Raw genomic sequence first — 24,846 nt, 5'->3', positions numbered from 1 at the left:
GTTGTAAAATATTTAATTTACAACTATATACTTAATACTTAGATTCCGATTTCTATCTGGAAACGCGCATACCAATTGTTTTTCTTTTCTAGATTATAAAATTTTTCTTGTTCGTAAGTAAACTCCGCTTGTAGTTTGAAAGCATGCTCCCAAATATATTTTGTTAATCCTAGAGAATATTGGTTTGTATTTGGAGTAAACTCAAAAATATCTTTATCTACATTTTGAAGAGAATAACGGCCAATTACTTCCCAATCCTTTGGAAAAGTATATGAACCTTGAAAATCCATACCATGCCCGTTGTAGATATAATTAAAATCTGAAACATCGGAAGAGTTATGAAATAACACTTTGTCCGAATTACGACTCATATAAGAATACATTAAATTCCATCCTCTATATTTCAACATTGCATCAAGAAAAAGAGATCTAATATTTGCGGTTCCTCCCCCAGCAATATCGTCCCCCAACATTCCTGCTGTTCTATGCGCTCTATCATTGTAACTATATGCACCAGAAAGCATCAACTTTGGTGTTAGTTCATGTGCTAAATCACCTTCATAGTTACTTCCTCCTTTCGTAAATTCTCCAAGTGGAAATAATTCTATTTTTCCTGTATATGCTAAACCTGTATCTTTAAAATTTGTCCAATTTCGACCTTCTCCAGTTGAGATTGCTACTCTCAAAATATAAGAAAATTTGTCTTGATTTCTTTTATTATACAAAGCTTGAAAACCAAAATCTCGATCAATGTTAAAACTTGCATTATTTATAGAGCGATCTGTTAATTGTAACGCTCCGGATGAATTAACACGTTGTCTATTTCCTGGAAGTTTTGTTTGCCCAAATCCTAAACTCCAATGTTTGTTTGGATAATAGAAAATCATCGCATCACGAATAATATTTGTATTCTTCCCCTCTTCTGCTCTTCCTACATCACCAGCTGCAAAAGATAATTGCATTGAATAACCAAATTTCGGATCTCCAATATATCCATCAAAACGTAATCTTAGACGACGAATTTGTCCATCAATATTATCTTCTTCACCTTCATTATGGTTATAACTAATTCGATTTTGCATACGAAATCTGATGTTTACCTGATAAAGACTATCTGGAGAAGTAATTCCTAATCCGTTACCATAATTATAATATGGCGACATCATATTCTTAAATTCTTGTACAGTTTTCTTTTTCGATTCTGTAGAATCTTTAACTTGAGCATACGAACTAATTGAAAATACAGTAAGTACTAAAGTTAAAACTTTTCTCATGTTTGTTTGTTTCTTGATTCGTGTGCAAAAATGCAGTTTATAAAATTAAGTAATTGTAAAGCGTGAATTAAATTAACGTTAACAATGAGTCGAAATTATGAATACGATGATCATCATCTATTTCAATAACTTCTATTTGTTGCGGAAATATATTTTGTTGGATTTCGAAAAAGGTTTTTAATTTTATAAAATCTAAAACTTCGTCATTTACAGAAAGAAAAACTTTGGTGTTCTCAAAACGATTCATGTCAACTAAATATTGTAATAGATTTTCAGGAAAATCATTATCTAATTTAACTGAAATATCAACCAAAGGATTTAATAATATCAATTCGCTAGATTTTCCATTTTCCTTTAATTTTTGTTGCAATTGCCAACCAAAATTTCCTCCTGTAGAACTTCCTACAATTGTCAAATCGTCTATTTTTCCTTTTAAATGTTCGTAAGTTTCAATTAGAATATCAAAAATATTATCTTCTACTTTCCATTCGACACAGATTGCAGAAGGATAAATTTTTAAAATAGATTTAAACTTATTCGAATTAGCAGAGCCATTTAGTCCATGGATATAAACAATTTGTCTATTATTTGTATTCATATTCAGCGAAATTAAATCTTTTAATTAAAACTTTTTCAAGAAGCTATTTTCAAGATAATTGTAAATTTAACAATATAATTGTATTGTAAGATAATCTTTTAACTAAAAAAGCGATCAAATTGATCGCTTTTTCTATTTTATCTCGTTATTTTTCAAGCTCGAAACCCCAATCTATTCCTTTCGAAATTGCAGGAACTCCTTCTGTCATCCACTTTGGTGCAGGTTTATCTTTTAAATAATGATCAAAAAATTGAACTTGTCGTTGCTGAATGTCATTTTTATTTGCACGTTTTATTAAATTATGATCATCGCCATTATAATTCAACATCCAAACTGGTTTTTGTAAACGACGTAAAGCCATAAACATTTCAATTCCCTGATACCATGGCACCGCTCCATCCATATCATTATGCATAATTACAACTGGCGTTGTCACTTTTGGCATGTTAAACAAAGGTGAATTTTCGATATATAATTCTGGCGCTTCCCATAATGTTTTACCAATTCTACTTTGTGTTTGTTCATATTGAAATTGTCGGCTCATACCTGTTCCCCAACGAATTCCTCCATAAGCAGAAGTCATATTTACAACAGGCGCTCCTGTCCAAGCAGCAGCATACATATTTGTTGTAGTAATCAAATGCGCGACTTGATATCCTCCCCAACTCTGTCCTTGTATTGCTATTTTATTTCCATTTATCCAGTTATTTTTCTTTAACGCTTCTACTCCAGAATTGATATAATCTTCAGCAGATTTCCCAGGATGACCTATTGTATAAGAAATATCTGGTGTAAATATAATGTAATCGTTACTTACGAAATAGGTATGATTGATACGAGAAGGCGTTGGCGCAGGAGCTTGATAACGATTCAAATTATCCGAAAGTTTTTCGTAGAAATAAACAATCATTGGATACTTTTTATTTGGATCAAAATTCTCTGGTTTATAAACAACTCCTGTTGCGTCTTTCCCTGAATATGTTTTCCAAGTTACCAATTCACCTTTTCCCCACAAATAATCTTTTTGTTGAGGATTGATTGCCGAAATCTTTTTCTCATCTTTAAAATTCGTTGAAACATAAACATCTGGCGAATCCTGGAAAGATTCTTTTGTATAAATAAATTCATCTGCATTCAATGCTTTCGTCATTTTTTGCGTTCCCCAAGTATTTGACATCACTACTTCGGTTGGATTTTTAGCTTTTGAAATAATTGTTTGATAAACACCAGATTGTTTATTTTGATTATTAAAAGCTCCTAAATAAACTAAATGATCACGATTAAGAGTTTTAATATCATCATTCAATTTATTGATATCAAATGTAATTTTATTTTTTCTTCCAAAACCATTTGTCATATTTTCAGGACGACGATTTCCAACCAAATCAAATTCCCAAATGTCATAACGATCTTTTATTAATACGGTTTCATCATTATCTGTAAAATAAGCAATTCCGTATTCTTCTGCTAAAGTTGGCGAATCATTTTCTTCGTCAAAGAATTTTACTTTTAGCTTCTTATTCAGAACTTTTGTTTCTTTTGTTTCTATATTATAACTCGACCACAAACCATTTTCTGCATTATAAAAAATTGCAAATTTTCCGTTAGGAGATATTTCAACTTTTCCAGCCAAAGCTTTTGCAAATAATTCACGTTCTCCCGTTTTTACGTTTACGATATAATAATCTCTACGTCCTGTATAATCCCAATTAGAAATCAATCTGTATGCATTATCAGAAATTCCTAAAGCATAGTTTGAATTTCCTTCGTTCAGAATTTCAACTTGATTCATATCCAAATCTGCTAATTGCGTTACTTTTTGAGGATTCAATAAATCAATTGCAGATAAATATGAACGCTTTTTTTCACGCTCAAGATTTTTTAATTGCTGTGGTTGAATAAATTCATCTTTGTAGCTCCAAATATCAACTTTTGCATAATCATCACCAATCAAAGTTGTATCTTTTTCGGCTAATTTCGGCATTAAACCAATGAATAAAGAATTGCCATCTTTACTAAATTTTGGTTGACGATTTTCTGAAACTTGCCAATCTTTTTTTAATCCTAATAATTCAGATTTTTTGATTTGTTGCGGATTATTTGTCGATGTATAATATAAAAAATATGTTTTATTCTCTTTTTTATCTTCGTCCGTAGTTCCTACAAAAGCCACTTTGTTCGCTAATTCATCAAATGCAAATTGTTTGAAATCGCCAATTGTATCAACCAATTGTTTTTGCGCAAAAGTTGCTGTATTTACCAAGAAAACGCCATATTTAGTTTTATCTAAACTATCTTTTTTCTCTTGTTTTGTCGAATAAATTAATTGTTTGCCATTTTCACTAAACTCATAATTCATTACATTTTTGAATGATTTTTTTTGACCAGAAATCAAGTTTCTCAAAACCAATTCTAATGGAATATCCTTCTTATCTTTTCCTGATGATTTTGCTGGTTTATCTTTTGCTTTTATAGAATCTGACTTTTCTTTCTTATCTGTTTTCGCTTCTTCTTTTTCTAATAAATAAGCCAAAAGCGAACCTCCTTTTTTAGGCGTTTTGAAAGATTTTATATTCGGTAATTTTTCAACTTGATTTGTTGCAAGATTTAAAATTCCGATTGAATCTTTTGCTATTTCATTTTCTTTTTTCTTTTTGATTCGAACCAATTTCAAATCCTTGTAAAAAGGACGAATTTTGAAAATGGCAAATTTAGAATCTGCTGTAAAAACATTTTGTTCACCACGATGAAAACTTAAGTTTTTATCTGTTTTCAAACCAAAAAAGTTCAATGTATTATCACTTTCTTGTGCATTTACTTGATAAGCAACCCACGAACCGTTATTTGATAATTCTTTCATTCCGATCGATTGCCATTCATCAAAAACAGTCAAATCTAGCGGCTTCTTTTGCGCATCAACATTCATTGCCAATAAAGTAATTGCAGCAGCGCACATTGCTTTTTTTGTGATGAGTTGATTTGCATAATTTTTCAATCTATTAGTAGATAATTTCGATTTCATTCTAAGTGATTTTATGCGTTAATTTTTTTTGAAATGTGAAAATACTAAAGTTTCTACAAAGTATTTAAGATAATTTAGTTTTGTAATCGTTTGAATTGTATTTTTGTAAAAATAGTCTCATTATGAAAAAATATCTATTATCTATTGGTTTTACAATTTCAACAATTGCTTTTGCGCAAAATATTCAGATTGTTCCACTTGGCGTTTATGGAGGCAGCAATGAAAGTAACCTTTCTTCTTATTTAATAGGAGAAGAAAATACAAATAATTATTTGGCTTTGGATGCTGGAACAGTTTATTCAGGAATAAATAAGGCAATAGAAAATGAAACTTTTAGTGAAGATTCAAACAAAATATTAAGAGATTATATAAAAGGATATTTTATTTCGCATGGACATTTGGATCATCTTTCTGGAATGATTATCAATTCTCCAGAAGATTCTAGTAAACCGATTTATGGAATTTCTGAAACTATTTCTGTTTTAAAAAATAAATATTTTACAAATGATGCTTGGGCAAATTTTGCTAACGAAGGCGAATCTCCAATTTTAAACAAATATTACTACAAATATCCAGAAATAGGAACTCCTTTTACAATAGAAGGAACTAATTTCACTGGAACAATTTATGAATTGAGCCATGTAAATCCTTTAAAAAGTTCTGCTATTTTGGTTGAAAATGGTTCGAATGCTGTTCTTTATTTCGGAGATACTGGGGCAGATAGAATTGAAGAAACAAAAAATTTAGGAACGATTTGGAAAGCTATTGCGCCAAAAATTAAATCAGGAAAATTAAAAACATTGATGTTAGAAGTTTCTTTTCCTAATTCTCAACCAGAGAAACTATTATTTGGCCATTTAACGCCTAAATTAATTAATGAAGAATTGGGCGAACTAGCAAAACAAGCAGGTAAAAATAAATTGAAAGGATTAACAATTATTGTTACTCATATAAAACCGAAAGGTAATAATGAGGAAAAAATTAAAGAAGAATTACTAAAAAATAATCCTTATAAAATTAATTATATTTTTCCGAAACAAGGTGAAAGAATTACCTTAGAATAGATAATAATTATACATTTTATTATATAAAGACAAGATAAATTTCAATTATTTATTTTAGTCGGTCAATCTTTATCATTTTGATAAAATAGCGTGTTTGATTTTTTATTTATTCATTTTGCTATTTTACATTTGGATAAAATCATAAGAAAATGACTGCTCAAATAGGAGAAATTTTATCTATTGACGACCAACAATATATTGTAGCCGAACAACCTTTATATTATTATTTTAAAAATTTAAGAAATCCTCCTTATTTTACCCCTCCTTCTCCAACTTGCTGGAGAGGATATTATGGAAAATGGGAATTGAGAGATGATGAATTATTTTTGATTAACTTCAAAGGATATTTAGATGAATTAAACGAAGTTGATATTTCTTATCTTTTCCCGGAAGAAAAAGAAGTTTTTGCTAATTGGTATTCTGGAATTATTAAAATATCGCAAGGTAAATTATTACAATTTAATCAATTGACGCATACTTCAATTTATGAAGAAGATGTACTATTGTGTTTTGAAAATGGGAAACTAATCGATTATATTGTTCATAGTAATTGTGCAAATTCTGAACAAGAAGTTGAGATTTAATTAAACATACATTCCAAAACTTATCTATTGATTCTGTTTTGGATTACAGATTTTAGAAATAAAAAAACCAACTTTTCAGTTGGTTTTTTATGTTATAATTAAATCAAAAATTAACAATTTTCGATTACGCTTTTTACGACTTTTATTACGTTTGGCATTGCTGTATTTGCTGCATTTAAGACTTCTTCATGCGAAACATCAAACGAAATTTCTGGTCCACCTAAATCTGTGATAATAGATAAACAGAAAACACGCATATTCATATGGCGCGCAACAATAACTTCGGGAACAGTGCTCATTCCAACACAATCTCCGCCTATAAAACGTACCATTCCATATTCTGATGGCGTTTCGAAAGTTGGACCTTGTAATCCTACATAAACTCCTTGATGAACTAAAATATCATTTGCTTTTGCAAATTCTGCTGCTTCATTCAACATTTGTTTGTCATATGCTTTTGACATATCCACAAAACGAGGACCTAATTCGTCAATATTTTTACCACGTAAAGGATGCTCTGGCATCATATTGATATGATCTTTTACCAATAAAATATCTCCAACTTGGAAATTTGGGTTAACACCTCCAGAAGCATTTGATAAGATAACTTTATTGATTCCTAATCCATTGAAAACTCGCATTGGGAAAGTAACTTCATCCATCGAATATCCTTCGTAATAATGGAAACGTCCTGCCATCATCAAAACTTTTTTACCTAAAATAGTTCCGTATACTAAATGACCTTTGTGTCCTTCTACTGTAACTTGAGGAAAGTTTGGTATATCTTTGTAGCTAATAACAACTTTATTTTCTACTTCGTCTTCTAATTTTCCTAATCCAGATCCTAACACAATTACAAATTCTGGTTGATCTGGCAATAAATTATTGATGTACTTTACAGCCTCATTAATTCTTTCCAACATACTCTAAAATAGTTTGATTAAATTTTTCTTTATCGTTAATATCGATACTAATCGGAATGTAATATAAATCGTCTTTTATCATGGATTCTTCCATCAAACGCATATAATCTTTCTCCGTTGTAATAATTATTTTATCTAAACGTTTTCTACCTTCCGTATCTTCGTATCGTTTGTAAATATACTCAATTTCTGATTGACTAAAATTATGATGATCTGGATATTCTAAATGTAAAACATTTGCAAAATTTTCTTCAGCAAACTTCACTAATCCAGCTGTTTTAGCAATTCCTGTAACTAAAATAACATTCAGATTTTTCCAAGTCGATTTCTCAACATTATCCAATTTTCCGATCAATTTGTTATCATACACAATTTTTGAGAAAAATAATTGCTGATGTGATTTTAATTTAATCTTTTTCGAAATTTCTTTGTGTTTTTCTTCCGAAATTCTATCGGGACATTTTGTTACAATAATAATATCAGCGCGGCGAACTCCACTTCTACTCTCTCTCAAATCACCTGCTGGCAATAAAAAATCTTTGTAATATGGATTATTAAAATCTGTTAATAGAATATTTAATCCAGCTTTTACTGAACGATGTTGATAGGCATCATCTAATAAAATCGTCTCTGCATTGTAATGATCGATTAATTTTTGAGCACCAAAAGCTCTGTCTTCGCAAACTGCAATCAATATTCTGTTCTTGAATCGTTGAAAAAACTGCATAGGTTCATCACCAATATCATATACTTTCGAAGAATAATTTGCAATCAAAAAACCTTTTGTTTTTCGTCCATATCCTCTACTCAATGTACTTACCAATTTTTCGTCTTTCAATAAATCAATCAAATACATGATATGAGGTGACTTTCCAGTTCCACCAACAGATAAATTTCCTACATTGATAATAGGAATATTGAATGATGAAGAACGCATCATTCCTATATTATAGAACAGATTTCGAACCGAAGTTCCTATCCAATATAAACCAGAAAATGGAAGTAAAAATCTACGCCAATTCATTTTTATTTTTAATATTAAGCGAAAATACTATTTTCAATTTTAATTCTAAAAAAAAGAAACATTTCATTTCTTTGTCCAGCGAAAAAAAACCTATTCTTTTCGAACAGGTTTTTAATTATTTATTAATCGTATAATTTATTCAATTCGTTAGCGTAACTCGTTTTATCCTCTATCTTCCAACCGTAGGTTTTGGCCAGAAAATACAAATCTCCAAGATTTTGAATAAGTTGTTGATGCGCTTCTTCTTTTAATTTAGTTTGATCGACCGTTTTTTCAAGATGCTGTACAGCACGTTTCTTAATTCCGTTCAAATCATCTTTACTAAATTTGTTGAAAACACTTTGATCCATATCATAAAAACTAACATCGGGATATACTTGGATTTCAACTGGCGGAATTGATTTGATGATAATTTTTTTATTTACCGAATCTAATTCAATATCCATTTTTTTCAAATCGTATGTTGCTTGTGCTTTAGCTTTCACTAAAAGCGTAACTTTTTTATCTGCCGATAAAAAATCAGTTAAACCAGGCAACGATTTCTTTGATGTATGATTGTATAAATCTGAATATGTTTGTTCTGCAACAATCATTTTATTCATTCGTTCAATTTGATACGCAATCACATGAGATTGTTCGGAATAACTTTCAGATTTGAATTTGTCCATGATAATATATGTAATCATCACGCCAAAAATGAAAGCTACAACGAGAAGAATTATTTTTTTAAAATTATTCATTTGCATAATTTGGTGTCAATGGCGTACCATTCACAATCTGTGCCAAATCTTCTTCCAAATATCCAGAAACAGGAGATTCTACAATTCTTCCTACTTCTTCTTTTTTATTATTATAAACAATAATTGTTGGAACGTGTGTTATATTTTTATTCATTTCTTCGCCATAAAAGCTTTTCTTTTGACGGTTTACACCAATCACTTTTAATCTATTTTGAGGAAATTTGATTTCGTCTAAAATTTTGTACAAACGTGGTAATTCTCGACGCGAATCAGGACACCAAGTTCCTACAAAAACTTCTAAGCGATAGTTGCGTAAATTTTTGATTGATTTCAATTTACTTTTTTCAACTTCATAAGAATCATATTCGGAATGATACCATTCTTTAAAATCATCTTTTTCTAAAGCTTTTCTATTGAATTCTCCTGTCAACATTTTCTTTCCATTTTCAGCTGTAATTGTACGATTCAATACTTTATTCTGAGCAAAAGATTGTGTTGAAAATCCTAACATTGCTACAAAGGCAATAGCCAATATTTTTTTCATTTAATTTCGAGTTTAAGGTTTAAATGTAACAATAATTATGCAATGATTTGACCATTTTTAATCTTTATTGAACCAATTTCGAAAGTCGCCAATTGATTCAACAAAGGATAATTTTTAATTATTCCTTTGTAAATTTGTTTTTTAGCATCTATTTCGAGATGACCAATAAATTTTCGCAAATCACCAATTTCAATAATTTTGGCAATTTGTTCTACCGAATTATTTTTCTCGTTGTATTCATCTTCAAAATATATTCCCAAATCAACAATCGATGAATGTTCACCATTCTGAATTTGAACATTATGAATAATTACATCTAAATATTTTTGTCCATTTTGAGGAATTAACAAATATTCATCAAACGGAAATTTTTCTTGCGTTGCTAAAGCATTCAATCCTGCTAAAATAGCCAATGCATTATATTTTCTTGTTGTATTTCGTTGATAATCATTCGGAAAATGTCCTGCTTCAAATAATACACAAGGATAACCCATTTTCGTGAAATTATCTCCTGTTGACATCGGATAAAATTCTGATGTATAACGACCTACATGTCCTGGAATTACTTTTTGCAATTCTGTATTCATCACTTGAATAATTCCCATTGTTTTTTCGCGAACTTCGTTCACCTCTTCTTCAATATTATAAGAAGGAGCCAAAAAAGAAAGCGTTGCAGGTTTTGCTGTTTGTCCAACATTAAATATTGTACGTTGATCATGCAAATTAAACAAAGTTTGATAATTTCCTTTTTCTACTTGATTCAATAAAACATGAATTTCAGTTGATTCTTTTGCTAAAAAATCACGGTTAATATCAATTCCAATTGCATTTCGACGTGTATTAACATTTGCTCCATCAGGATTTAACATTGGAATAAAATCAATTGTCAATTGAGATAAAATAATTTGAGCTAATTCTGATTTTTGTTCAAAAAAATTAATTACATCAAACATTGCGCGCGTTCCAGAAGATTCATTTCCGTGCATTTGAGACCAAATTAATAATCGTTTTTTTCCTGTTCCGAAACTTAACTTGTAAATTTCGTTTCCTAAAAAAGATGTTCCAACTTGTTCTTTTTGAAATGATTTTGAAGAAAAATATCGATTTAATTCTTCAAAATTTAACCATTTCGCATCGAAACCTTCTTGTCTGAAAGTCGAATAATCTTTCTCTAATTGATGAATATCAAACATTTGATTATTTTATTGAATTGATTTTCTAAATGTTTTACGACGTTTATGATTCACAGGATCATAAGCTTTCCATAAAACTTGAATGCTTTCGTTGTCTGCTAATTCTGGATTTGTTTCCAAAAACTTGATTCCATTGCGTTTAAAAGTATCAAACATAGCATTAAAAATAAGTGCTGTAACTCCTTTTCCTTGAAATTTTGGATCAATTCCTATTAGATAAAATTGAGCAGAATCGTTATTCTTACTTGCTTTCATTAAGTGCCACCAACCAAAAGGAAAAATTTTACCTTTTACTTTTTGCATCGCTTTCGAATAAGAAGGCATTGTAATTGCAAACGAAACCATTTTCCCGTTTTCATCTACAATACAATTTACAAAATCAGGATTGATAAACGGAATATATTTCTTTTTGTAATATTCAATTTGGTAATCTGCAATCGGAACATATGTATCCAATTCACTGTAAGTTTTGTCTAACAAATCAAACATTTCGTCTACATACGGAAGAATTTCTGAAGTTTTTGTAAACTTTAATTCTCGTAATTTATAACGTTCACGAATAATTTTATTAAACTTGATTACTTTTTCTGGTAATTCTGTCGGTGCATACAATTCATACTCTACCCATTCATTCGCCATTTCAAAATCCAATGATTCTAAATGCTTTGAATAGTACGAAAAATTATACAAACCGACCATTGTTGCTAATTTATCGAATCCTAGCGTTAACATTCCTGCTTTCTCCAAATTCGAAAAACCAACTGGTCCTTCAATATATTCTAATTGATTTTCTTTACCAATTTCTTCAACTTTAGCCAAAAGTGCTTTCGTTACTTCAATATCATCAATCATATCAAACCAACCAAAACGCATTTTACGTTTTTCTTGTTTATTGACTTCTTGCCAATTAATAATTGCAGCAACTCGTCCAACTATTTTTCCATCTTTTTCAGCCAAAAAATAGCGCGCTTCAGCATCTTTAAAAACAGGATTTTTTGAAACATCTAATGTTTCCTTTTCCTCGTTAATAAAGGGCGGTACATAATATTGATTATCCTTATACAAATTCATTGGAAACTTAATAAATGCTTCCAAATCGCGTTTAGATTGTACTTCTTTTATGCGAATACTCATAGCTGGCAAAGGTAGTAAGTTTTGCAATTTCAATTCAAAAATTTTTAAGTAAAATGTCAGTTTATTCCTTTTTTTTATATGATTTAATGCAGAAATCTGACAAAAAATCAACTTTTCTGTTATTTTTGTCCCTATTCACTTATTGGAATACTTTTTGAAATTTAAATGATATTAAAAATGATTAAAAAATAAAATAAAAATAGATGACAGGTTATTACATTATTATTGGGTTATTTATGTTGATTAGTTGGTTTGTTAGCAACCGACTGCAAAGTAAATTTAAACATTATTCGAAAGTACATTTGGCAAATGGAATGTCAGGAAAAGAAATTGCAGAAAAAATGCTTTCTGACAATAATATTCATGATGTTCGTGTTATTTCTACTCCAGGACAATTGACTGACCATTATAATCCAGGTGACAAAACAGTAAATTTATCAGAAGTTGTTTATCATGAACGTAATGCTGCTGCTGCAGCAGTTGCTGCGCACGAATGTGGACATGCTGTACAACATGCTGTTGGGTATAATATGTTGCAATTACGTTCGAAAATGGTTCCAATGGTAAATATTGCTTCGCGATTGAATCAATGGATTTTAATGCTAGGATTAATTGTGATGGCTTCTTCTAAAAATGCTACTTTGTTATGGATTGGTATTTTTTTGTTTGCAGTAACAACAATTTTTGCTTTTGTTACTTTACCAGTAGAATATGATGCTTCTAACCGCGCATTAGCTTGGTTAAAAGGAAACAATATGGTGATGCCAAATGAATATGAAGGTGCAAAAGATTCATTGAAATGGGCTGCAAGAACATATGTTGTAGCAGCAATTGGTTCTTTAGCACAATTACTTTATTTCGTAATGATGGCTCTAGGCGGACGACGAGATTAAAAAATTAATAAAAAAAATCCCTTCAAAATTGAAGGGATTTTTTTTATTTCTTATCGTATAGTTTATTGTATAAATCTTGGTATTTTAGTAATACATTTTTACGTTTCAGCTTTAAAGTTGGTGTTAGTAACCCGTCATCAATTGTCCATTCTTCAGGAGTTAGTTCAAATTTCTTAATTTGTTCCCAATGCCCTAAACCTTTATTCATTTTTTCAATTTCACGACCAATAACGTTTAAAATAGATGGTTCACTTATCAACCCAACATTAGTAGATGGCTCTGCAATTTCTTTGATTTGTAAATAATCTTTTAATACTTGAAAATTTGGTTGAATTATCGCACAAGGCATTTTCTCCCCTTCTCCAACAACCATTATCTGATCAATAAATCGTGATTCTTTGAATTTGTTCTCAATGATTTGTGGTGCAATATATTTTCCACCAGATGTCTTAAACATTTCTTTTTTACGATCCGTAATTTTTAACAAACCTCTTTCTAAAACACCAATATCTCCTGTTTTAAAGAATCCATCTGGCGTAAAAGCTTCTGCAGTTTTTTCAGGATCTTTGTAATAACCTTGGGTTACATTTGGTCCTTTTACTAAAATTTCTCCATCTTCAGCAATTTTCACTTCAACACCTTTTAATGGTGCACCAACAGTTCCAATTCCAAAACCTTCTTTTTTCATGCAGTTTACCGAGATTACAGGAGAAGTTTCTGTTAAACCATAACCTTCTAAAATTGGAATTCCAGCACCCCAAAAAATATGATTAAGTCGTGGAGCTAATGGAGCTGATCCTGAAACCATACAAACCAAATTACCTCCAACTCCTTCTTTCCATTTATTGAAAACTAAACTTTTTGCAATCGAATATTTCAAACCAAACAATCCACCTTTTGGATTATATGGATCATAATCTTCAACAAGACTTAAAGCCCACATAAAAATTTTCGTTTTAAGTCCACCAGCTGAAGCTCCAGTATTGTATATTTTATCGTAAACTTTTTCTACCAAACGAGGAACAACCGTCATTACGTGAGGTTTTACCTCTTTCATATTATCGCCTAATTTTTCGATACTTTCTGCATACCAAATCCCAATATTTAAATGTTGGTATAAATAGATCAGCATACGTTCGAAAACGTGATTAATTGGAAGAAAACTTAATGCTATCGCATTTTTTGGAAAATCTGGAATACGATCCACAGACATTAACACATCCGATACAATATTTTCGTGCGTTAACACAACGCCCTTAGGTCTTCCTGTAGTTCCAGATGTGTAAATTAGAGTTGCAATATCAGAAGCTTTTATAATATCTTTTAGACTATCGACTTCGTGTTGAGTAGAATTATCTTCACCTAAATCTAGAATTTCTTTATAATTTGGAACTCCTGCAATTTCATCAAAGCTATAAATACCAACTAATGTTGACACTTTATCTTTTACAGCAGCAACTGTGTCATATAAACTTTTATCAGAAACAATGATAAACTTACATTCAGCATTGTTTAATATATAATCAAAATCGTCTTCGGAAAGTGTTGGATATAACGGAACAGAAATCGCACCAACTTGCTGTATACCGATATCACAAATATTCCATTCGGTACGATTAGTTGAAGTTACAATTGCAATTTTATCTTCTGGCTTGATTCCTAATTGTAATAATCCTCGACTAAATGCATTTGCTTTGCCAACGTATTCTTGTGTAGATGTTTTGACCCAAGTTCCGTTTACTTTAGACACTAATGAATCTTCTCGAGGATTATTTTCTAATTGATTTTGTGGAAAATCAAATAATCTTTTTATTTCCATGGTTTTGAATAATTTTCTTAATTGCAAAATAAGAATAAAAAAATTATTATGCAAGAATATAAAATTATTTTAGTGTAATTCTTACACTAATAAAAATATGGAAATTTTATTTATTTAAGACTTATTCTTCGTCTTCGTTTAATAAAGACATTTCTTGATCGTAGAAATCTAAAGCGTCTTCAATTAAATTAGCTATTTCAGTATTAAATTCTTCGTTATCTTCTTCTTCAGAAATATCTTCGAACCATTCAATATCATCTGTTTCTACATCTAATAAAAAACGTGGATAATCTGTATGTAAAATAAAGATCTTATCTGGCATTATTGAATTATCTGCCAATAAAAATTTTGGTAATTCCATTTCTATATGTTTTTTAATTTATCTTCTAAAATTATCTCAGCATCAGGATTTTCTTTGATCATTTTTTTTGTTTGTTGATTATATCTAATTAACAAAAAGACGGCTGAAGCTGTTAAGCCTATTCCTAATCCTATCCACATTCCAAATGCTCGCATTTCGAATACAATTGCTAACACAACACCAATTGGAATTGCAATTAACCAATATGATACAAAGGTTAGAATTGATGGTATTTTAACATCTGTCATACCTCTTAAAGCTCCTAAAATAACTAATTGTACACCATCTGACATTTGGAAAAGTGATGCAATAATTAATAATGAAGCGGCTAAGTTTATAACATCTGGATTGTCTAAATAAATAGTTGGTAATTGATAACGGAAAACAATAAATAAGATTCCAAATAAAATCATGAATGATAGAACCATTAAAATGCAAGACCAACCTGCTTCTCGTAACGTTTTATAATCTCTTAAACCTAATTGATTCCCTATTCTTACTGTTGCTGCAACACCTATTCCTGTACACATCATAAAAGTTGTTGAAGCAAGACTTATTGCTATTTGATGCGCTGCTAAATTGACTTTTGCTAATTCTTGATCTGCAATAGAGTTTGTAAATGTATAACCGCAAACAAATGCTGCTAAAGAGAATGCGCTCATTTCGAAAAAAGATATTAAAGCAGTTGGAATTCCTATTCCTATAATTTTTCTAAAAATAACCTTTTTAAAATCACTCACTTTGAATTGAACATTTTTTAAAACTGACTTCGTCTTTTTAAAATTCATTAACACTACTACAAGGAAAACCATCATAACCACACGCGATACAAAAGTACCCCATGCTGCTCCAGCTACTTCTAAACGTGGGAATCCCCAATTTCCATAAATCCATCCGTAGTTTAAAGATATATTAACAACATTACTTAAAATAGTTGCAATTGTAACAGGAATTGTTAAAGATAAACCTTCTGATAATTGACGAAATGTTTGGAAAATCATCAATGGAATCATAGAAAAAGTCATTATCGTTAAATAAGGAATACACTTTTCTATAACATCTGCTGGTTGCCCCATATAGTACATCAATGGTTTTAGAAATGTTATCAATAAAAATAATCCGATTGATAAAGTAACATTCAAAACAAAACTATGAGAAAAATAACTCGCAGCCATTTTTTTATCTCCTTTCGCATCTTCTGCTGCGATCAAAGGTGATAAAGCGAAACTAAATCCGAAAGCAAATACCAACACTGCAAAAAACAATGAGTTTCCTAAAGAAGCTGCTGCCAAAGCTGTTTTTCCTAAAACCTCATCTTCAATATTATCATATTTACCTCCTAAACCTCCAACCATAATATTATCAATAATATTAACAGAAATCTGTCCCATTTGGGTGATCATTACTGGAAATGCTAATTTTATATTACGTCTTAAATGTTCTTTTAATTTCAATTTTTCTTTATTTACAATTACAAAGATACAGCAAAGGTTTTGCTTCTTTGTTTAAAAAATAGAATGTAATTTAAAATTTACATTAAAAAGGTTAAATATTTTTTTGAGATTTCCTTTCTAAATTTCATTGAAAAACTCTTCAAATCAATCAGCAATTTTATCTTATAAAAGAACGTTAAATTCATTTTTCGAATTAAAAACTTGTCGATTATAATTCCAAATTATCCTTATATTGCATCTTATACCACATCAAAAAAAAATTAGTATGAACTTACATGATTTTAAAAATAGTTTAGATTTACCTCTAATCACTGCACCAATGTTTCTTGTTTCTAGAACTGAATTAGTTATTGAAGCATGTAAAAATGGTGTTTGCGGAACTTTTCCTTCTTTAAATGGACGAACTGTTGAAGACTTCGAACAAATGTTAATCGAAGTAACTTCTGCATTGAAAAAACACGAAGAAGAAACAGGAAAAAAAGCTGCTCCATTTGGAGTGAATTTAATCGTTAATAAAACAAATCCTCGTTTAGAAGTCGATTTAGCCTTATGTGCTAAATATAAAGTACCACTTATTATTACTTCGCTTGGCGCTGTAAAACAAGTTGTAGATGCTGTTCATAGTTATGGAGGATTAGTTTTTCATGATGTCATAAAAAAACGTCATGCAGAAAAAGCTGCAGAAGCTGGCGTAGATGGAATTATTGCTGTTGCTTCTGGTGCAGGTGGACATGCTGGCACAGCGAATCCTTTTGCGTTAATTGATGATATTCGTACTTTTTATGACGGATGTTTAATATTAGCAGGTGCATTGAATAATGGAAATGATATTTTAGCTGCTGAAAATATGGGAGCTGATTTTGCTTATATTGGAACTCGTTTTATTGCAACAGAAGAAGCTTCTGCCGATCAAGATTATAAGACGATGTTAGTCGATTCTACCTTCGAAGATGTAATTTATACAGATGGAATTTCTGGTGTAAATGCCAATTTTCTAAAACCAAGTATTATTCATTCTGGAATTAATCTAGACGAAAAGAAAGAAGAAGATTTTTCAAAATTAATTGGTGGAGAAGGACACAAAGCATGGAAAGATATTTGGTCTGCTGGACAGGGAGTTTCTGGAATTCATGATATTATTTCAACCAAAGAATTAATAAATCGAATGAAAAAAGAATACAAATCTGCATTAGAACAGAATGTTCAAAAATTAAATAATTTGAAATTTTAAATTAGTAATGAAAACTACTCAAGAACTCATTGAATTAATTTCTCTTGAAAAATTAGATGAAAATCTATTTAAAGGAGAAAGTTCTTTTATGGGAAGTCCGAATGTTTTTGGAGGACAAGTTGTGAGTCAAGCTTTACATGCAGCTTATCAAACCGTTCCTACAGATCGTTTTTGTCATTCTCTTCATTCCTATTTTATTTTACCAGGAAATTTAGAAAAATCCATTTATTTCGAAGTGGCAAATCTTCGAGATGGAGGAAGTTTCAGCACGCGCATTGTTACAGCAAAACAAGATGATGTTCCTATTTTTGTCATGACCTGTTCTTTTCAATTAAAACAAGAAGGTTATGAACATCAAGAAGAAATGCCTTTAGTAACTCCTCCCGAGGAATTAATGAGTTGGAATGATGTTGCTGAACAATTTGGATCAATTTTACCAAAATCTATTATGCGATTTGTTTTAGCAGAACGTCCCTTAGATTTCAAACCGGTTGAGTTAATCAATCCTTTTGAGAAAAAAGATTATCCAAATTTCAGTAATGTTTGGTTAACATTTAACGATGTTCCAAAGAATTTATCTTTACCTATTAAACAACAATTAATCGCATACAGTTCGGATTACAATTTATTGTCTACAGCTGTTAAACCTCATGCTTCTAAAGCACATTTTGGAAATACACAAATGGCAAGTTTAGATCATTCTATTTGGTTTCATAGAGAACCAAATTTAAATGATTGGATATTAGTAAGTATTGAATCTCCAAGTGCAAATGATACAAGAGGTTTTACAAGAGGGAATTTATTCAATCGTTCTGGTGAATTGATATGTAGTGTAGCACAAGAAGGCTTAATCAGACCAATCATAAAAGAAAAATAATTAGATTCAATATTTTTGTTATTTCATATCATAGGTCAATATATTTTATTTGATTGTGTAATAAATTTGCTTCATCAAAAATAAAATAACTCAATAAGAATATGAAAATTCTAGCTTTCGCTGGTACTAACAGCAAAAATTCAATTAATAAACAATTATTAAATTATACGTTAAATCAAATCGAAAATGCAGAAATTGATTTAGTTGATATCAATGATTATGAAATGCCTATCTACTCTATTGATCGTCAATTAGAAAATGGATTTCCACAACAAGCCCAAGATTTTTACAAAAAAATAAAAGATGCAGACGGAATTGTGATTTCTTTAGCAGAACATAATGGTAATTTTTCGGTTGCTTTAAAAAATATTTTGGATTGGGTTTCTCGAATCGAAATGCCTTATTTAAAAGATAAAAAAATATTATTATTAAGCACTTCACCTGGTGGATATGGCGGAGGAAATGTGATGGAAGTTGCAACAAAATATTTCGAAAAATTTGCAAGTGGAGAAATTGTAGCAAGCACAACGTTTCCATTTTTCAATGATAATTTCCAAAATGAAGAAATTGTAAATGAAGAATTGAAAGACAAAGTTTTAACTCTTGTGAATACATTCAAAGAATCTTTAGCTGAAGTAAAAGCTTAATTTAAAAAAATACAACTAAAAAAGTCGTTCATAATGAACGACTTTTTTGATGGCATAAACCTAAATATATTTATATTATCTATTTTTTATTAAGATAGAACCCGATTTGATTTGATTATTATTCAGTTTAATTACATACCAATAATTATCTGTCGGTACAGCTTTACCTCCTATTTTTCCATCCCAAATAAAATGATCTGCTTGTGTAATTATTTTTACATTTTTTCCAAAACGATCATAGATTTTAACTTCTGCATTTGGATAATTGATTAAAATTTTACTCAAATCCCATTTATCATTTATTCCATCATTATTTGGCGTAATTACATTTGTAATGACTAATGCTTCAGCTGGAATTTCGGTCAAACATTCACCATTCTTCGATTTTACACGAACATTATATTTCCCCGCAGGTACATTTCTGAAGGTATTCGAATCTTGCCAAGGATAAATAATTCTACCTTTTTCATCTTCTAATTGATATTGAACAGATGTATTTCCTCCATTTGCGACAATAATCATCGAATTATCCAAATCAGTATTGATCAGTATTGAAGGAAACTCAACTAATTGAACTTCCGTTTCACTAGTTGCTGTACAACTACCTGACGTCACTTCTAATCTGTATTTACTCGGCTGACTGGCTATAAAATCTTGAGATGACGAAACAAGTGTATCATTTTCATCAAACCATTTATATGTATCATATCCGTCCGGAGCTTTGATTAACATCGAGTTAAAATCTGGACAAAAATAATGTATAGGCGCCAAATCTACTGTTAATTGTTCTCTTACCGTAACCTGCAACGTCTGAACAGAAGATCCACAACTGTTAGTTTCCGTCACTTGTAACGTATAACTACCGGAAGGTGTATTCTGCCAATCAATTTCTACTTGATTTCCGGATGTTGTAAGCGAAGTATAATTTCCTGAAAAATTACTTTCTAAAACTTTCCATACATAAGTAGAACCAACAGTTCCGTTACCTGAATTTTCGAGTTCATCTACTTTATATGTTTTGGTAGTACCCTGACATATCTTTTGTTGACCATACAATGCAACACTTCCCAATCCGAGAAGCTTCGCAAAATATAGTTTATGATTCAATAATTGATATATATGATACTTTGTCAAAATTATTTATTAATCAAATGTTATTACTGATGTCGAAACTTCAGGAGTTACAGTTACCTGTTCTAATACATCTGGATTAATGTCTACTATAGTTCCATTAGATAATTCCATCTCAATTAAAATTACTTGAATTTGAGTAGAACTAGCAGTAGGAGTTACTTCTATTGTTGCTTTACCACTAGAATCTATAATAACAGGACTTGTTGTAATTGATTTTCCACCAGAAGTAGTAAATTTAACTTTACTATTAGCTGGAGCATTTTCTATAACAAAATTAACCGCTACACCTGAACATGTTGATTTATTATCAGCTTTTAATGTTGGTTGATTTACTGCATTAATAACCACAGTTATAAATTGTTCATCCCCTTTACAAGTATTATTTGTCTCTATAACTCGTAAAGTATAAGTTCCAGAAGCTGTTGTTCCCCAATTTATCTGAACTTTATTTTTAGAGGTCGTTTGCGGTGTAATTGTTAAAGTACTAGTAATATCTTCAGGAGTTGGAGCTGTTGTCCAAACCGTCCACTCATAAGTAGAACCTTCTGTACCCTTCGGTCCGTCTGCTTCGTCTACAACATAATTTTTGATATCTCCGAAATTAATTATTTGAGTTTGCGCATTTACTCCTATCATAAATAATGTTAGGATTAGCCCAAATATGTATTTTATTTTTATGTTTTTCATAATTATAACGGTTTTATAGGCGACGTTTTAGGTTTAGCATTTACTTTCGCAGTAGCACTAACTCCAGTTAAAGTTGTATTGCAAGCTTCTGGTGTTCCATCTGAAGCTACAGATACAATTGTTAATGTTTGATCTGTTGTAACACTACTCCTAATTATAGTTAATTTACCATCTGTTTCTATTGTTCCTATTGCCATAGTTCCATCCAATGTATACGTAATTACATTTCCAGGAGTTCCTTCAATAGTAAATATTGCATCTTCACCTTCACAAATAGCAAGAGCTGTAATAGTTGGAGCACTCGGACCTGCTATCACTTTTATCTGAAATGTTTGAGGCATTTCAGAACATCCAGTAGTATTTGTTTCAACTACTGTTATATTAACAATTGTTCCTACAGCCAATCCTGAAAGATCAATTGTACTTTTATTACCGTCATTTGTTAATACACCATTATCTGTCGACCATTCATAAATAGAATTTGGAGATCCAATATCAGTCTCATCTCCTGAACCTAAAGTTGGTTCATTATCGACAACTAAATTTACTGAAGTCTTACATGTTTCAAAAGGTGTAACTTGTGCCTTTATGCTATACATAGTCATCAAAAAAATAACTGTGATAAAAATTTTAAGAGTAAAATTCTGTGATTTCATAAAATTAAGATTTTCTTATTGTATATTTTCTTTAATAGGAGATGTTTTAGGTAATGGATTTACTTTTACTTTTATGTAGCCAGAGTTAACAACATTCGTCTTATTTGCAGTAATATTATTCCATTCTAAACGGTATGTAATTTTACAATAATAGTAATATGTCCCAGCAGTTGTTTCTATATAATTAAATTTTCTACCAGTTCCTATAAAAGTTCCTCCTATATTTGTAGGTGTAACAACTCTAAACCACTCATAATTAGTCTGTATGCTATGTGTTGAATTATCTAAATCGATACTTAAAGGAATTGTTTCATTTACACACTTTTGAAATTCATTAAGTTGCTTTATAATCTCAAATTTTTGTAATTCATTTTTTTGTGAATGAGATATGAAAGAACTACAGTCACCATCTTCAAAACTTTTCCAGTTATTCGGATTCACTAAACGAATAAACCACTCATTTTTTGAAGTTGGAGTAGTTTTACCATCATAAAACCGATATCTTTTGTTTCCCTCTTTAGGAGTAAAGTGATATGATCTAATATCAAAATTATTATTGTAATTTGATGTATTTGTACCAGGTAAAATAGTATTTGAAGATCCAGAATTATTACTCCATAAGTTCATAGTATTATAACCAAATAATAATTGCGCTTCGAGTCCTTTATAATTTCCTTTTGACCAATTACCTTTATTTAAAATAAATAACTGATCTCCTCCTACATTTAATCCAAAATTCCCGCCAGTTTCAGTCAATTCCCAACCATTCTGAACAGTGTTTTTTACATATGAATTATACTTTATATCTAATCGAAATACTGTTCCTGCTTCAAGTATTGAATTGACTTTTTTAAACTTTAACCATCCTTCAGTATTACCAAAGTTATTATTCGAATTATATCTATTATCTGTTATTAATATTTCTTCTCCAATTCCAATATCTTTAAATGATACTAAAAAAATATTATCATAATCATCAGATTCATTAAGAGAACATGAATTATTTTTATTGTCTGTGTTCACTCCAAGCACAACAATATCACCTTTACTCAAAGTCTGAGCAACAACATTCTGTATAAAAAAGAAAAAAAATGTGATAAAAAATAAAATTCCTTTCAATAGTTTTGTATTTATCGTTTAGCAAATATTGTTATAAATTTTTAACATAAAATTTAGAAATACATTATTATAATGTTAATTTTTTAACTTTTCCTCCAATAAAAAAACCGGACTTAGAAGCCCGGTTTTTTTAATATTTCATTTTAGATATTTAATTTACATTTATCTCATATGTAATATCTATTCCGCCATTTACAAGCATATCATGTACACTACAATATTTTTTAACAGCTAATTCTGCTGCTTTATTTGCCTTTTCTAAATCAATATTTCCTTTCAGAAAAAATTTGATATGGATAGTTGTAAAAATATTTGGAATTTCATCTCGGCGTTGACCTTCAACCTCAACTTTTATATCCTCAATTTCTTGGCGTTGTTTCTTTAAAATTTCTCCTAAGTCAAAAACACTACAACTTCCCAAGGCAATCAAAACCAACTCCATCGGACGAACACCTTTTTCTTCTCCTCCTATCGATTCTGGTCCATCAATATTTACTTTTACAGAAGAACTTTGTGCTGTAGCTTCATAATGACAAGCTTGATTTACTCTATTTAATTCGATTTTCATCTTCTTTACTTTTTTATTTCTTATTTAGAATATAAAAATAAACATTCTATAAAGATTTATTTCAAAATTTAATCGAATAATTATCTACATAATATTTGTAAACATCGCAAATGCAAAAGTTAAAACTGATAAGATTGTTCCGATCATAAAAATGGTATAAGTAATGCTTAATAATCGATATTTTCTTTCGAGAACTTTTCCTAAATAATATAAATCTCTTGTCATTGAATTGTATAGATATTCTCTATCTTTCATTAATTCTTGCATTGCATTTTCATAACTTTCTAGCGACATTTGATAAAAATTTCCGAAGAAAAGCAAGTTTACTTTTTTACTTTTTACATCTTCTTCGTTAAAACTTTCGTAGGTTACATTAGGTTTTGTAGCTAGAATTGCAAAAACAATAGATACAACACTAGACAAAAGCATTACAATAGAAGGGATAAGCAAATGTTCGTTTTTTGGGCTTCCTAATTTCGGAACCAAAGTAGAAAGTGCAATAGAAATAACAATTGCATTTACAGAAAGTAGAATATTTGCTTTACTATCAGCAATATCACTTAGACGAGTATGATTATTCAAAGTAACGCGAAAAAGTGTATCAACACCACGATCTGGCTGTTGAATTTTATCGTTTTTCTTTTTCTTAATTTCAAATTTATTTGGAACATCGCCAATCAATTCAATCTCCTTGATTTTGTTTTGCGTGTAAATGACATTTTCTTCTTTTCCTTCTTGCCAAAGTCTTTTCGCGGAATCTGTATAAAAATGATGCTCATTTATAAAGAAATTTCTATTCTCAACGTGCCATTCATAATCTGTAAATTCTTTGTGACATATCTTCGCGATTTCATCACGCAATAAAGCTGCTATTTTAGGATACTCAGCTTGCCCTAAATGGTAATTATCAGCATCTTTTAAAATTGCTTCTCCAATATTTTTTGGAACATGGTTAAGTGTTGTGATTAAGATATAATCTTGAATTTCTTTGATATAGTTTTCATCAAAATTATGCTCAGCCAAATAGTGTTTTGCAATATTTGCACTCTCTTTTTCATGTCCTTGCACGGTTTTTGTATACCCCGTGTCATGAAACCAACCAGCTATTAATAACTTTTCTAATAATTCAGTAGAAATTTGCTCTTCAATAGACAATGTTTTTATTGCTTCCACAACTTTTACTGTATGCATAAAATTATGATACGTAAAATCTAAAGAAAGATTATCTTTGAACAGATTGAAAACATAGTTTTCTATATTTAATAACAATTGGTTCATCTCAAGTTTTTAACGCTTAAAT

The 24,846-nt window shown here is 30.1% G+C and carries 24 protein-coding genes; 6 read left to right on the top strand and 18 right to left on the bottom strand.

From position 1 onward, the window contains the following. Positions 1-38: 38 nt before the first annotated feature. The 3 genes from ACMHJW_RS02785 to ACMHJW_RS02775 form a co-directional block, all read right to left on the bottom strand. Entirely contained in the window at positions 39-1,274 is a 1,236-nt protein-coding gene (locus ACMHJW_RS02785; protein WP_413531893.1) for a porin, read from the bottom strand. Positions 1,275-1,341: 67 nt separating this feature from the next. Next, a complete protein-coding gene (locus tag ACMHJW_RS02780; protein ID WP_413531892.1) occupies positions 1,342-1,872 on the bottom strand; it encodes a YqiA/YcfP family alpha/beta fold hydrolase in 531 nt (176 codons plus the stop codon). A gap of 145 nt (positions 1,873-2,017) precedes the next feature. Then, positions 2,018-4,894, bottom strand: a complete 2,877-nt coding sequence (locus tag ACMHJW_RS02775) for an alpha/beta hydrolase family protein (RefSeq protein WP_413531891.1) — start codon at positions 4,892-4,894, stop codon at positions 2,018-2,020. A 122-nt stretch (positions 4,895-5,016) separates the two neighbouring features. On the opposite strand from ACMHJW_RS02775, the gene ACMHJW_RS02770 reads away from it, so the two are divergent. Continuing rightward, positions 5,017-5,958, top strand: a complete 942-nt coding sequence (locus ACMHJW_RS02770; RefSeq protein WP_413531890.1) for a 3',5'-cyclic-nucleotide phosphodiesterase — start codon at positions 5,017-5,019, stop codon at positions 5,956-5,958. A 149-nt stretch (positions 5,959-6,107) separates the two neighbouring features. Further along, entirely contained in the window at positions 6,108-6,542 is a 435-nt protein-coding gene (locus ACMHJW_RS02765; protein WP_413531889.1) for a hypothetical protein, read from the top strand. Between the two features lie 110 nt (positions 6,543-6,652). Here ACMHJW_RS02765 and ACMHJW_RS02760 read toward each other — a convergent pair whose 3' ends face one another. The 6 genes from ACMHJW_RS02760 to ACMHJW_RS02735 form a co-directional block, all read right to left on the bottom strand. Further along, positions 6,653-7,465, bottom strand: a complete 813-nt coding sequence (locus ACMHJW_RS02760) for a purine-nucleoside phosphorylase (RefSeq protein ID WP_413531888.1) — start codon at positions 7,463-7,465, stop codon at positions 6,653-6,655. Beyond that, the gene (gene lpxK / locus ACMHJW_RS02755) at positions 7,449-8,489 is read right to left on the bottom strand and encodes a tetraacyldisaccharide 4'-kinase (RefSeq protein WP_413531887.1); all 1,041 of its coding nucleotides are present in this window, start codon (positions 8,487-8,489) and stop codon (positions 7,449-7,451) included. The genes ACMHJW_RS02760 and lpxK overlap by 17 nt, the downstream gene beginning before the upstream one ends. A gap of 122 nt (positions 8,490-8,611) precedes the next feature. Continuing rightward, positions 8,612-9,229 carry a DUF4230 domain-containing protein gene (locus ACMHJW_RS02750; RefSeq protein WP_413531886.1) on the bottom strand — a complete coding sequence of 206 codons (618 nt, stop codon included), beginning with the start codon at positions 9,227-9,229 and terminating at the stop codon, positions 8,612-8,614. Next, positions 9,222-9,773 (bottom strand): TlpA family protein disulfide reductase, encoded by a 552-nt coding sequence (locus tag ACMHJW_RS02745; RefSeq protein WP_413531885.1) that lies wholly within the window; start codon positions 9,771-9,773, stop codon positions 9,222-9,224. Before ACMHJW_RS02745 ends, ACMHJW_RS02750 begins: the two co-directional genes overlap by 8 nt. 35 nt (positions 9,774-9,808) lie before the next feature. Beyond that, positions 9,809-10,966 (bottom strand): M14 family zinc carboxypeptidase, encoded by a 1,158-nt coding sequence (locus tag ACMHJW_RS02740; RefSeq protein ID WP_413531884.1) that lies wholly within the window; start codon positions 10,964-10,966, stop codon positions 9,809-9,811. Between the two features lie 9 nt (positions 10,967-10,975). Beyond that, on the bottom strand, positions 10,976-12,100 hold the full coding sequence (locus ACMHJW_RS02735) for a GNAT family N-acetyltransferase (protein WP_413532219.1): 1,125 nt from the start codon (positions 12,098-12,100) through the stop codon (positions 10,976-10,978). Between the two features lie 203 nt (positions 12,101-12,303). On the opposite strand from ACMHJW_RS02735, the gene ACMHJW_RS02730 reads away from it, so the two are divergent. Continuing rightward, complete coding sequence (locus ACMHJW_RS02730; protein WP_413531883.1) at positions 12,304-12,993, top strand: zinc metallopeptidase; 690 nt, start codon at positions 12,304-12,306, stop codon at positions 12,991-12,993. Between the two features lie 43 nt (positions 12,994-13,036). Here ACMHJW_RS02730 and ACMHJW_RS02725 read toward each other — a convergent pair whose 3' ends face one another. The 3 genes from ACMHJW_RS02725 to ACMHJW_RS02715 form a co-directional block, all read right to left on the bottom strand. Then, complete coding sequence (locus ACMHJW_RS02725; RefSeq protein WP_413531882.1) at positions 13,037-14,812, bottom strand: AMP-dependent synthetase/ligase; 1,776 nt, start codon at positions 14,810-14,812, stop codon at positions 13,037-13,039. Positions 14,813-14,933: 121 nt separating this feature from the next. Further along, complete coding sequence (locus tag ACMHJW_RS02720) at positions 14,934-15,173, bottom strand: hypothetical protein (RefSeq protein WP_413531881.1); 240 nt, start codon at positions 15,171-15,173, stop codon at positions 14,934-14,936. Between the two features lie 2 nt (positions 15,174-15,175). Then, positions 15,176-16,627, bottom strand: a complete 1,452-nt coding sequence (locus ACMHJW_RS02715) for an MATE family efflux transporter (RefSeq protein WP_413531880.1) — start codon at positions 16,625-16,627, stop codon at positions 15,176-15,178. A gap of 265 nt (positions 16,628-16,892) precedes the next feature. Here ACMHJW_RS02715 and ACMHJW_RS02710 point away from each other — a divergent pair, with 265 nt between their 5' ends. The 3 genes from ACMHJW_RS02710 (at position 16,893) to ACMHJW_RS02700 (ending at position 19,382) form a co-directional block, all read left to right on the top strand. Continuing rightward, positions 16,893-17,858 (top strand): NAD(P)H-dependent flavin oxidoreductase, encoded by a 966-nt coding sequence (locus ACMHJW_RS02710; protein WP_413531879.1) that lies wholly within the window; start codon positions 16,893-16,895, stop codon positions 17,856-17,858. A gap of 7 nt (positions 17,859-17,865) precedes the next feature. Then, complete coding sequence (locus ACMHJW_RS02705; protein WP_413531878.1) at positions 17,866-18,735, top strand: acyl-CoA thioesterase; 870 nt, start codon at positions 17,866-17,868, stop codon at positions 18,733-18,735. A gap of 101 nt (positions 18,736-18,836) precedes the next feature. Then, positions 18,837-19,382: an NADPH-dependent FMN reductase gene (locus ACMHJW_RS02700; RefSeq protein ID WP_413531877.1), complete on the top strand. Its 546-nt coding sequence runs from the start codon at positions 18,837-18,839 to the stop codon at positions 19,380-19,382. A gap of 75 nt (positions 19,383-19,457) precedes the next feature. On the opposite strand, the gene ACMHJW_RS02695 is transcribed toward ACMHJW_RS02700, so the two are convergent. From ACMHJW_RS02695 to ACMHJW_RS02670, 6 genes are all read right to left on the bottom strand, one after another. Continuing rightward, on the bottom strand, positions 19,458-20,489 hold the full coding sequence (locus ACMHJW_RS02695; RefSeq protein ID WP_413531876.1) for a T9SS type B sorting domain-containing protein: 1,032 nt from the start codon (positions 20,487-20,489) through the stop codon (positions 19,458-19,460). Between the two features lie 36 nt (positions 20,490-20,525). Then, positions 20,526-21,203 carry a hypothetical protein gene (locus ACMHJW_RS02690; RefSeq protein WP_413531875.1) on the bottom strand — a complete coding sequence of 226 codons (678 nt, stop codon included), beginning with the start codon at positions 21,201-21,203 and terminating at the stop codon, positions 20,526-20,528. 2 nt (positions 21,204-21,205) lie between these two features. Further along, positions 21,206-21,859, bottom strand: coding sequence for a hypothetical protein (locus ACMHJW_RS02685; protein ID WP_413531874.1), 654 nt, complete (start codon positions 21,857-21,859; stop codon positions 21,206-21,208). Positions 21,860-21,874: 15 nt separating this feature from the next. Then, the gene (locus ACMHJW_RS02680; protein WP_413531873.1) at positions 21,875-22,912 is read right to left on the bottom strand and encodes a hypothetical protein; all 1,038 of its coding nucleotides are present in this window, start codon (positions 22,910-22,912) and stop codon (positions 21,875-21,877) included. A 217-nt stretch (positions 22,913-23,129) separates the two neighbouring features. Next, entirely contained in the window at positions 23,130-23,546 is a 417-nt protein-coding gene (locus tag ACMHJW_RS02675) for an OsmC family protein (protein ID WP_413531872.1), read from the bottom strand. 84 nt (positions 23,547-23,630) lie between these two features. Beyond that, positions 23,631-24,824, bottom strand: a complete 1,194-nt coding sequence (locus ACMHJW_RS02670) for a Pycsar system effector family protein (protein ID WP_413531871.1) — start codon at positions 24,822-24,824, stop codon at positions 23,631-23,633. Positions 24,825-24,846 lie beyond the last annotated feature (22 nt).

This window comes from Empedobacter brevis (genome assembly GCF_965118635.1).
GTDB classification, from domain to species: Bacteria; Bacteroidota; Bacteroidia; order Flavobacteriales; family Weeksellaceae; genus Empedobacter; species Empedobacter brevis_A.
This window is presented reverse-complemented; position numbering and strand designations above follow the sequence as displayed.

Bases quoted from the DNA above. Each gene is read 5' to 3' on its own strand.
- ACMHJW_RS02720 (WP_413531881.1), bottom strand. From the start codon at position 15,173: ATGGAATTACCAAAATTTTTATTGGCAGATAATTCAATAATGCCAGAT.
- ACMHJW_RS02670 (WP_413531871.1), bottom strand. From the start codon at position 24,824: ATGAACCAATTGTTATTAAATATAGAAAACTATGTTTTCAATCTGTTC.
- ACMHJW_RS02765 (WP_413531889.1), top strand. From the start codon at position 6,108: ATGACTGCTCAAATAGGAGAAATTTTATCTATTGACGACCAACAATAT.
- ACMHJW_RS02775 (WP_413531891.1), bottom strand. From the start codon at position 4,894: ATGAAATCGAAATTATCTACTAATAGATTGAAAAATTATGCAAATCAA.
- ACMHJW_RS02745 (WP_413531885.1), bottom strand. From the start codon at position 9,773: ATGAAAAAAATATTGGCTATTGCCTTTGTAGCAATGTTAGGATTTTCA.
- ACMHJW_RS02780 (WP_413531892.1), bottom strand. From the start codon at position 1,872: ATGAATACAAATAATAGACAAATTGTTTATATCCATGGACTAAATGGC.
- ACMHJW_RS02760 (WP_413531888.1), bottom strand. From the start codon at position 7,465: ATGTTGGAAAGAATTAATGAGGCTGTAAAGTACATCAATAATTTATTG.
- lpxK (WP_413531887.1), bottom strand. From the start codon at position 8,489: ATGAATTGGCGTAGATTTTTACTTCCATTTTCTGGTTTATATTGGATA.
- ACMHJW_RS02710 (WP_413531879.1), top strand. From the start codon at position 16,893: ATGAACTTACATGATTTTAAAAATAGTTTAGATTTACCTCTAATCACT.
- ACMHJW_RS02735 (WP_413532219.1), bottom strand. From the start codon at position 12,100: ATGAGTATTCGCATAAAAGAAGTACAATCTAAACGCGATTTGGAAGCA.
- ACMHJW_RS02730 (WP_413531883.1), top strand. From the start codon at position 12,304: ATGACAGGTTATTACATTATTATTGGGTTATTTATGTTGATTAGTTGG.
- ACMHJW_RS02725 (WP_413531882.1), bottom strand. From the start codon at position 14,812: ATGGAAATAAAAAGATTATTTGATTTTCCACAAAATCAATTAGAAAAT.
- ACMHJW_RS02675 (WP_413531872.1), bottom strand. From the start codon at position 23,546: ATGAAAATCGAATTAAATAGAGTAAATCAAGCTTGTCATTATGAAGCT.
- ACMHJW_RS02685 (WP_413531874.1), bottom strand. From the start codon at position 21,859: ATGAAATCACAGAATTTTACTCTTAAAATTTTTATCACAGTTATTTTT.
- ACMHJW_RS02770 (WP_413531890.1), top strand. From the start codon at position 5,017: ATGAAAAAATATCTATTATCTATTGGTTTTACAATTTCAACAATTGCT.
- ACMHJW_RS02705 (WP_413531878.1), top strand. From the start codon at position 17,866: ATGAAAACTACTCAAGAACTCATTGAATTAATTTCTCTTGAAAAATTA.
- ACMHJW_RS02740 (WP_413531884.1), bottom strand. From the start codon at position 10,966: ATGTTTGATATTCATCAATTAGAGAAAGATTATTCGACTTTCAGACAA.
- ACMHJW_RS02785 (WP_413531893.1), bottom strand. From the start codon at position 1,274: ATGAGAAAAGTTTTAACTTTAGTACTTACTGTATTTTCAATTAGTTCG.
- ACMHJW_RS02700 (WP_413531877.1), top strand. From the start codon at position 18,837: ATGAAAATTCTAGCTTTCGCTGGTACTAACAGCAAAAATTCAATTAAT.
- ACMHJW_RS02690 (WP_413531875.1), bottom strand. From the start codon at position 21,203: ATGAAAAACATAAAAATAAAATACATATTTGGGCTAATCCTAACATTA.
- ACMHJW_RS02750 (WP_413531886.1), bottom strand. From the start codon at position 9,229: ATGAATAATTTTAAAAAAATAATTCTTCTCGTTGTAGCTTTCATTTTT.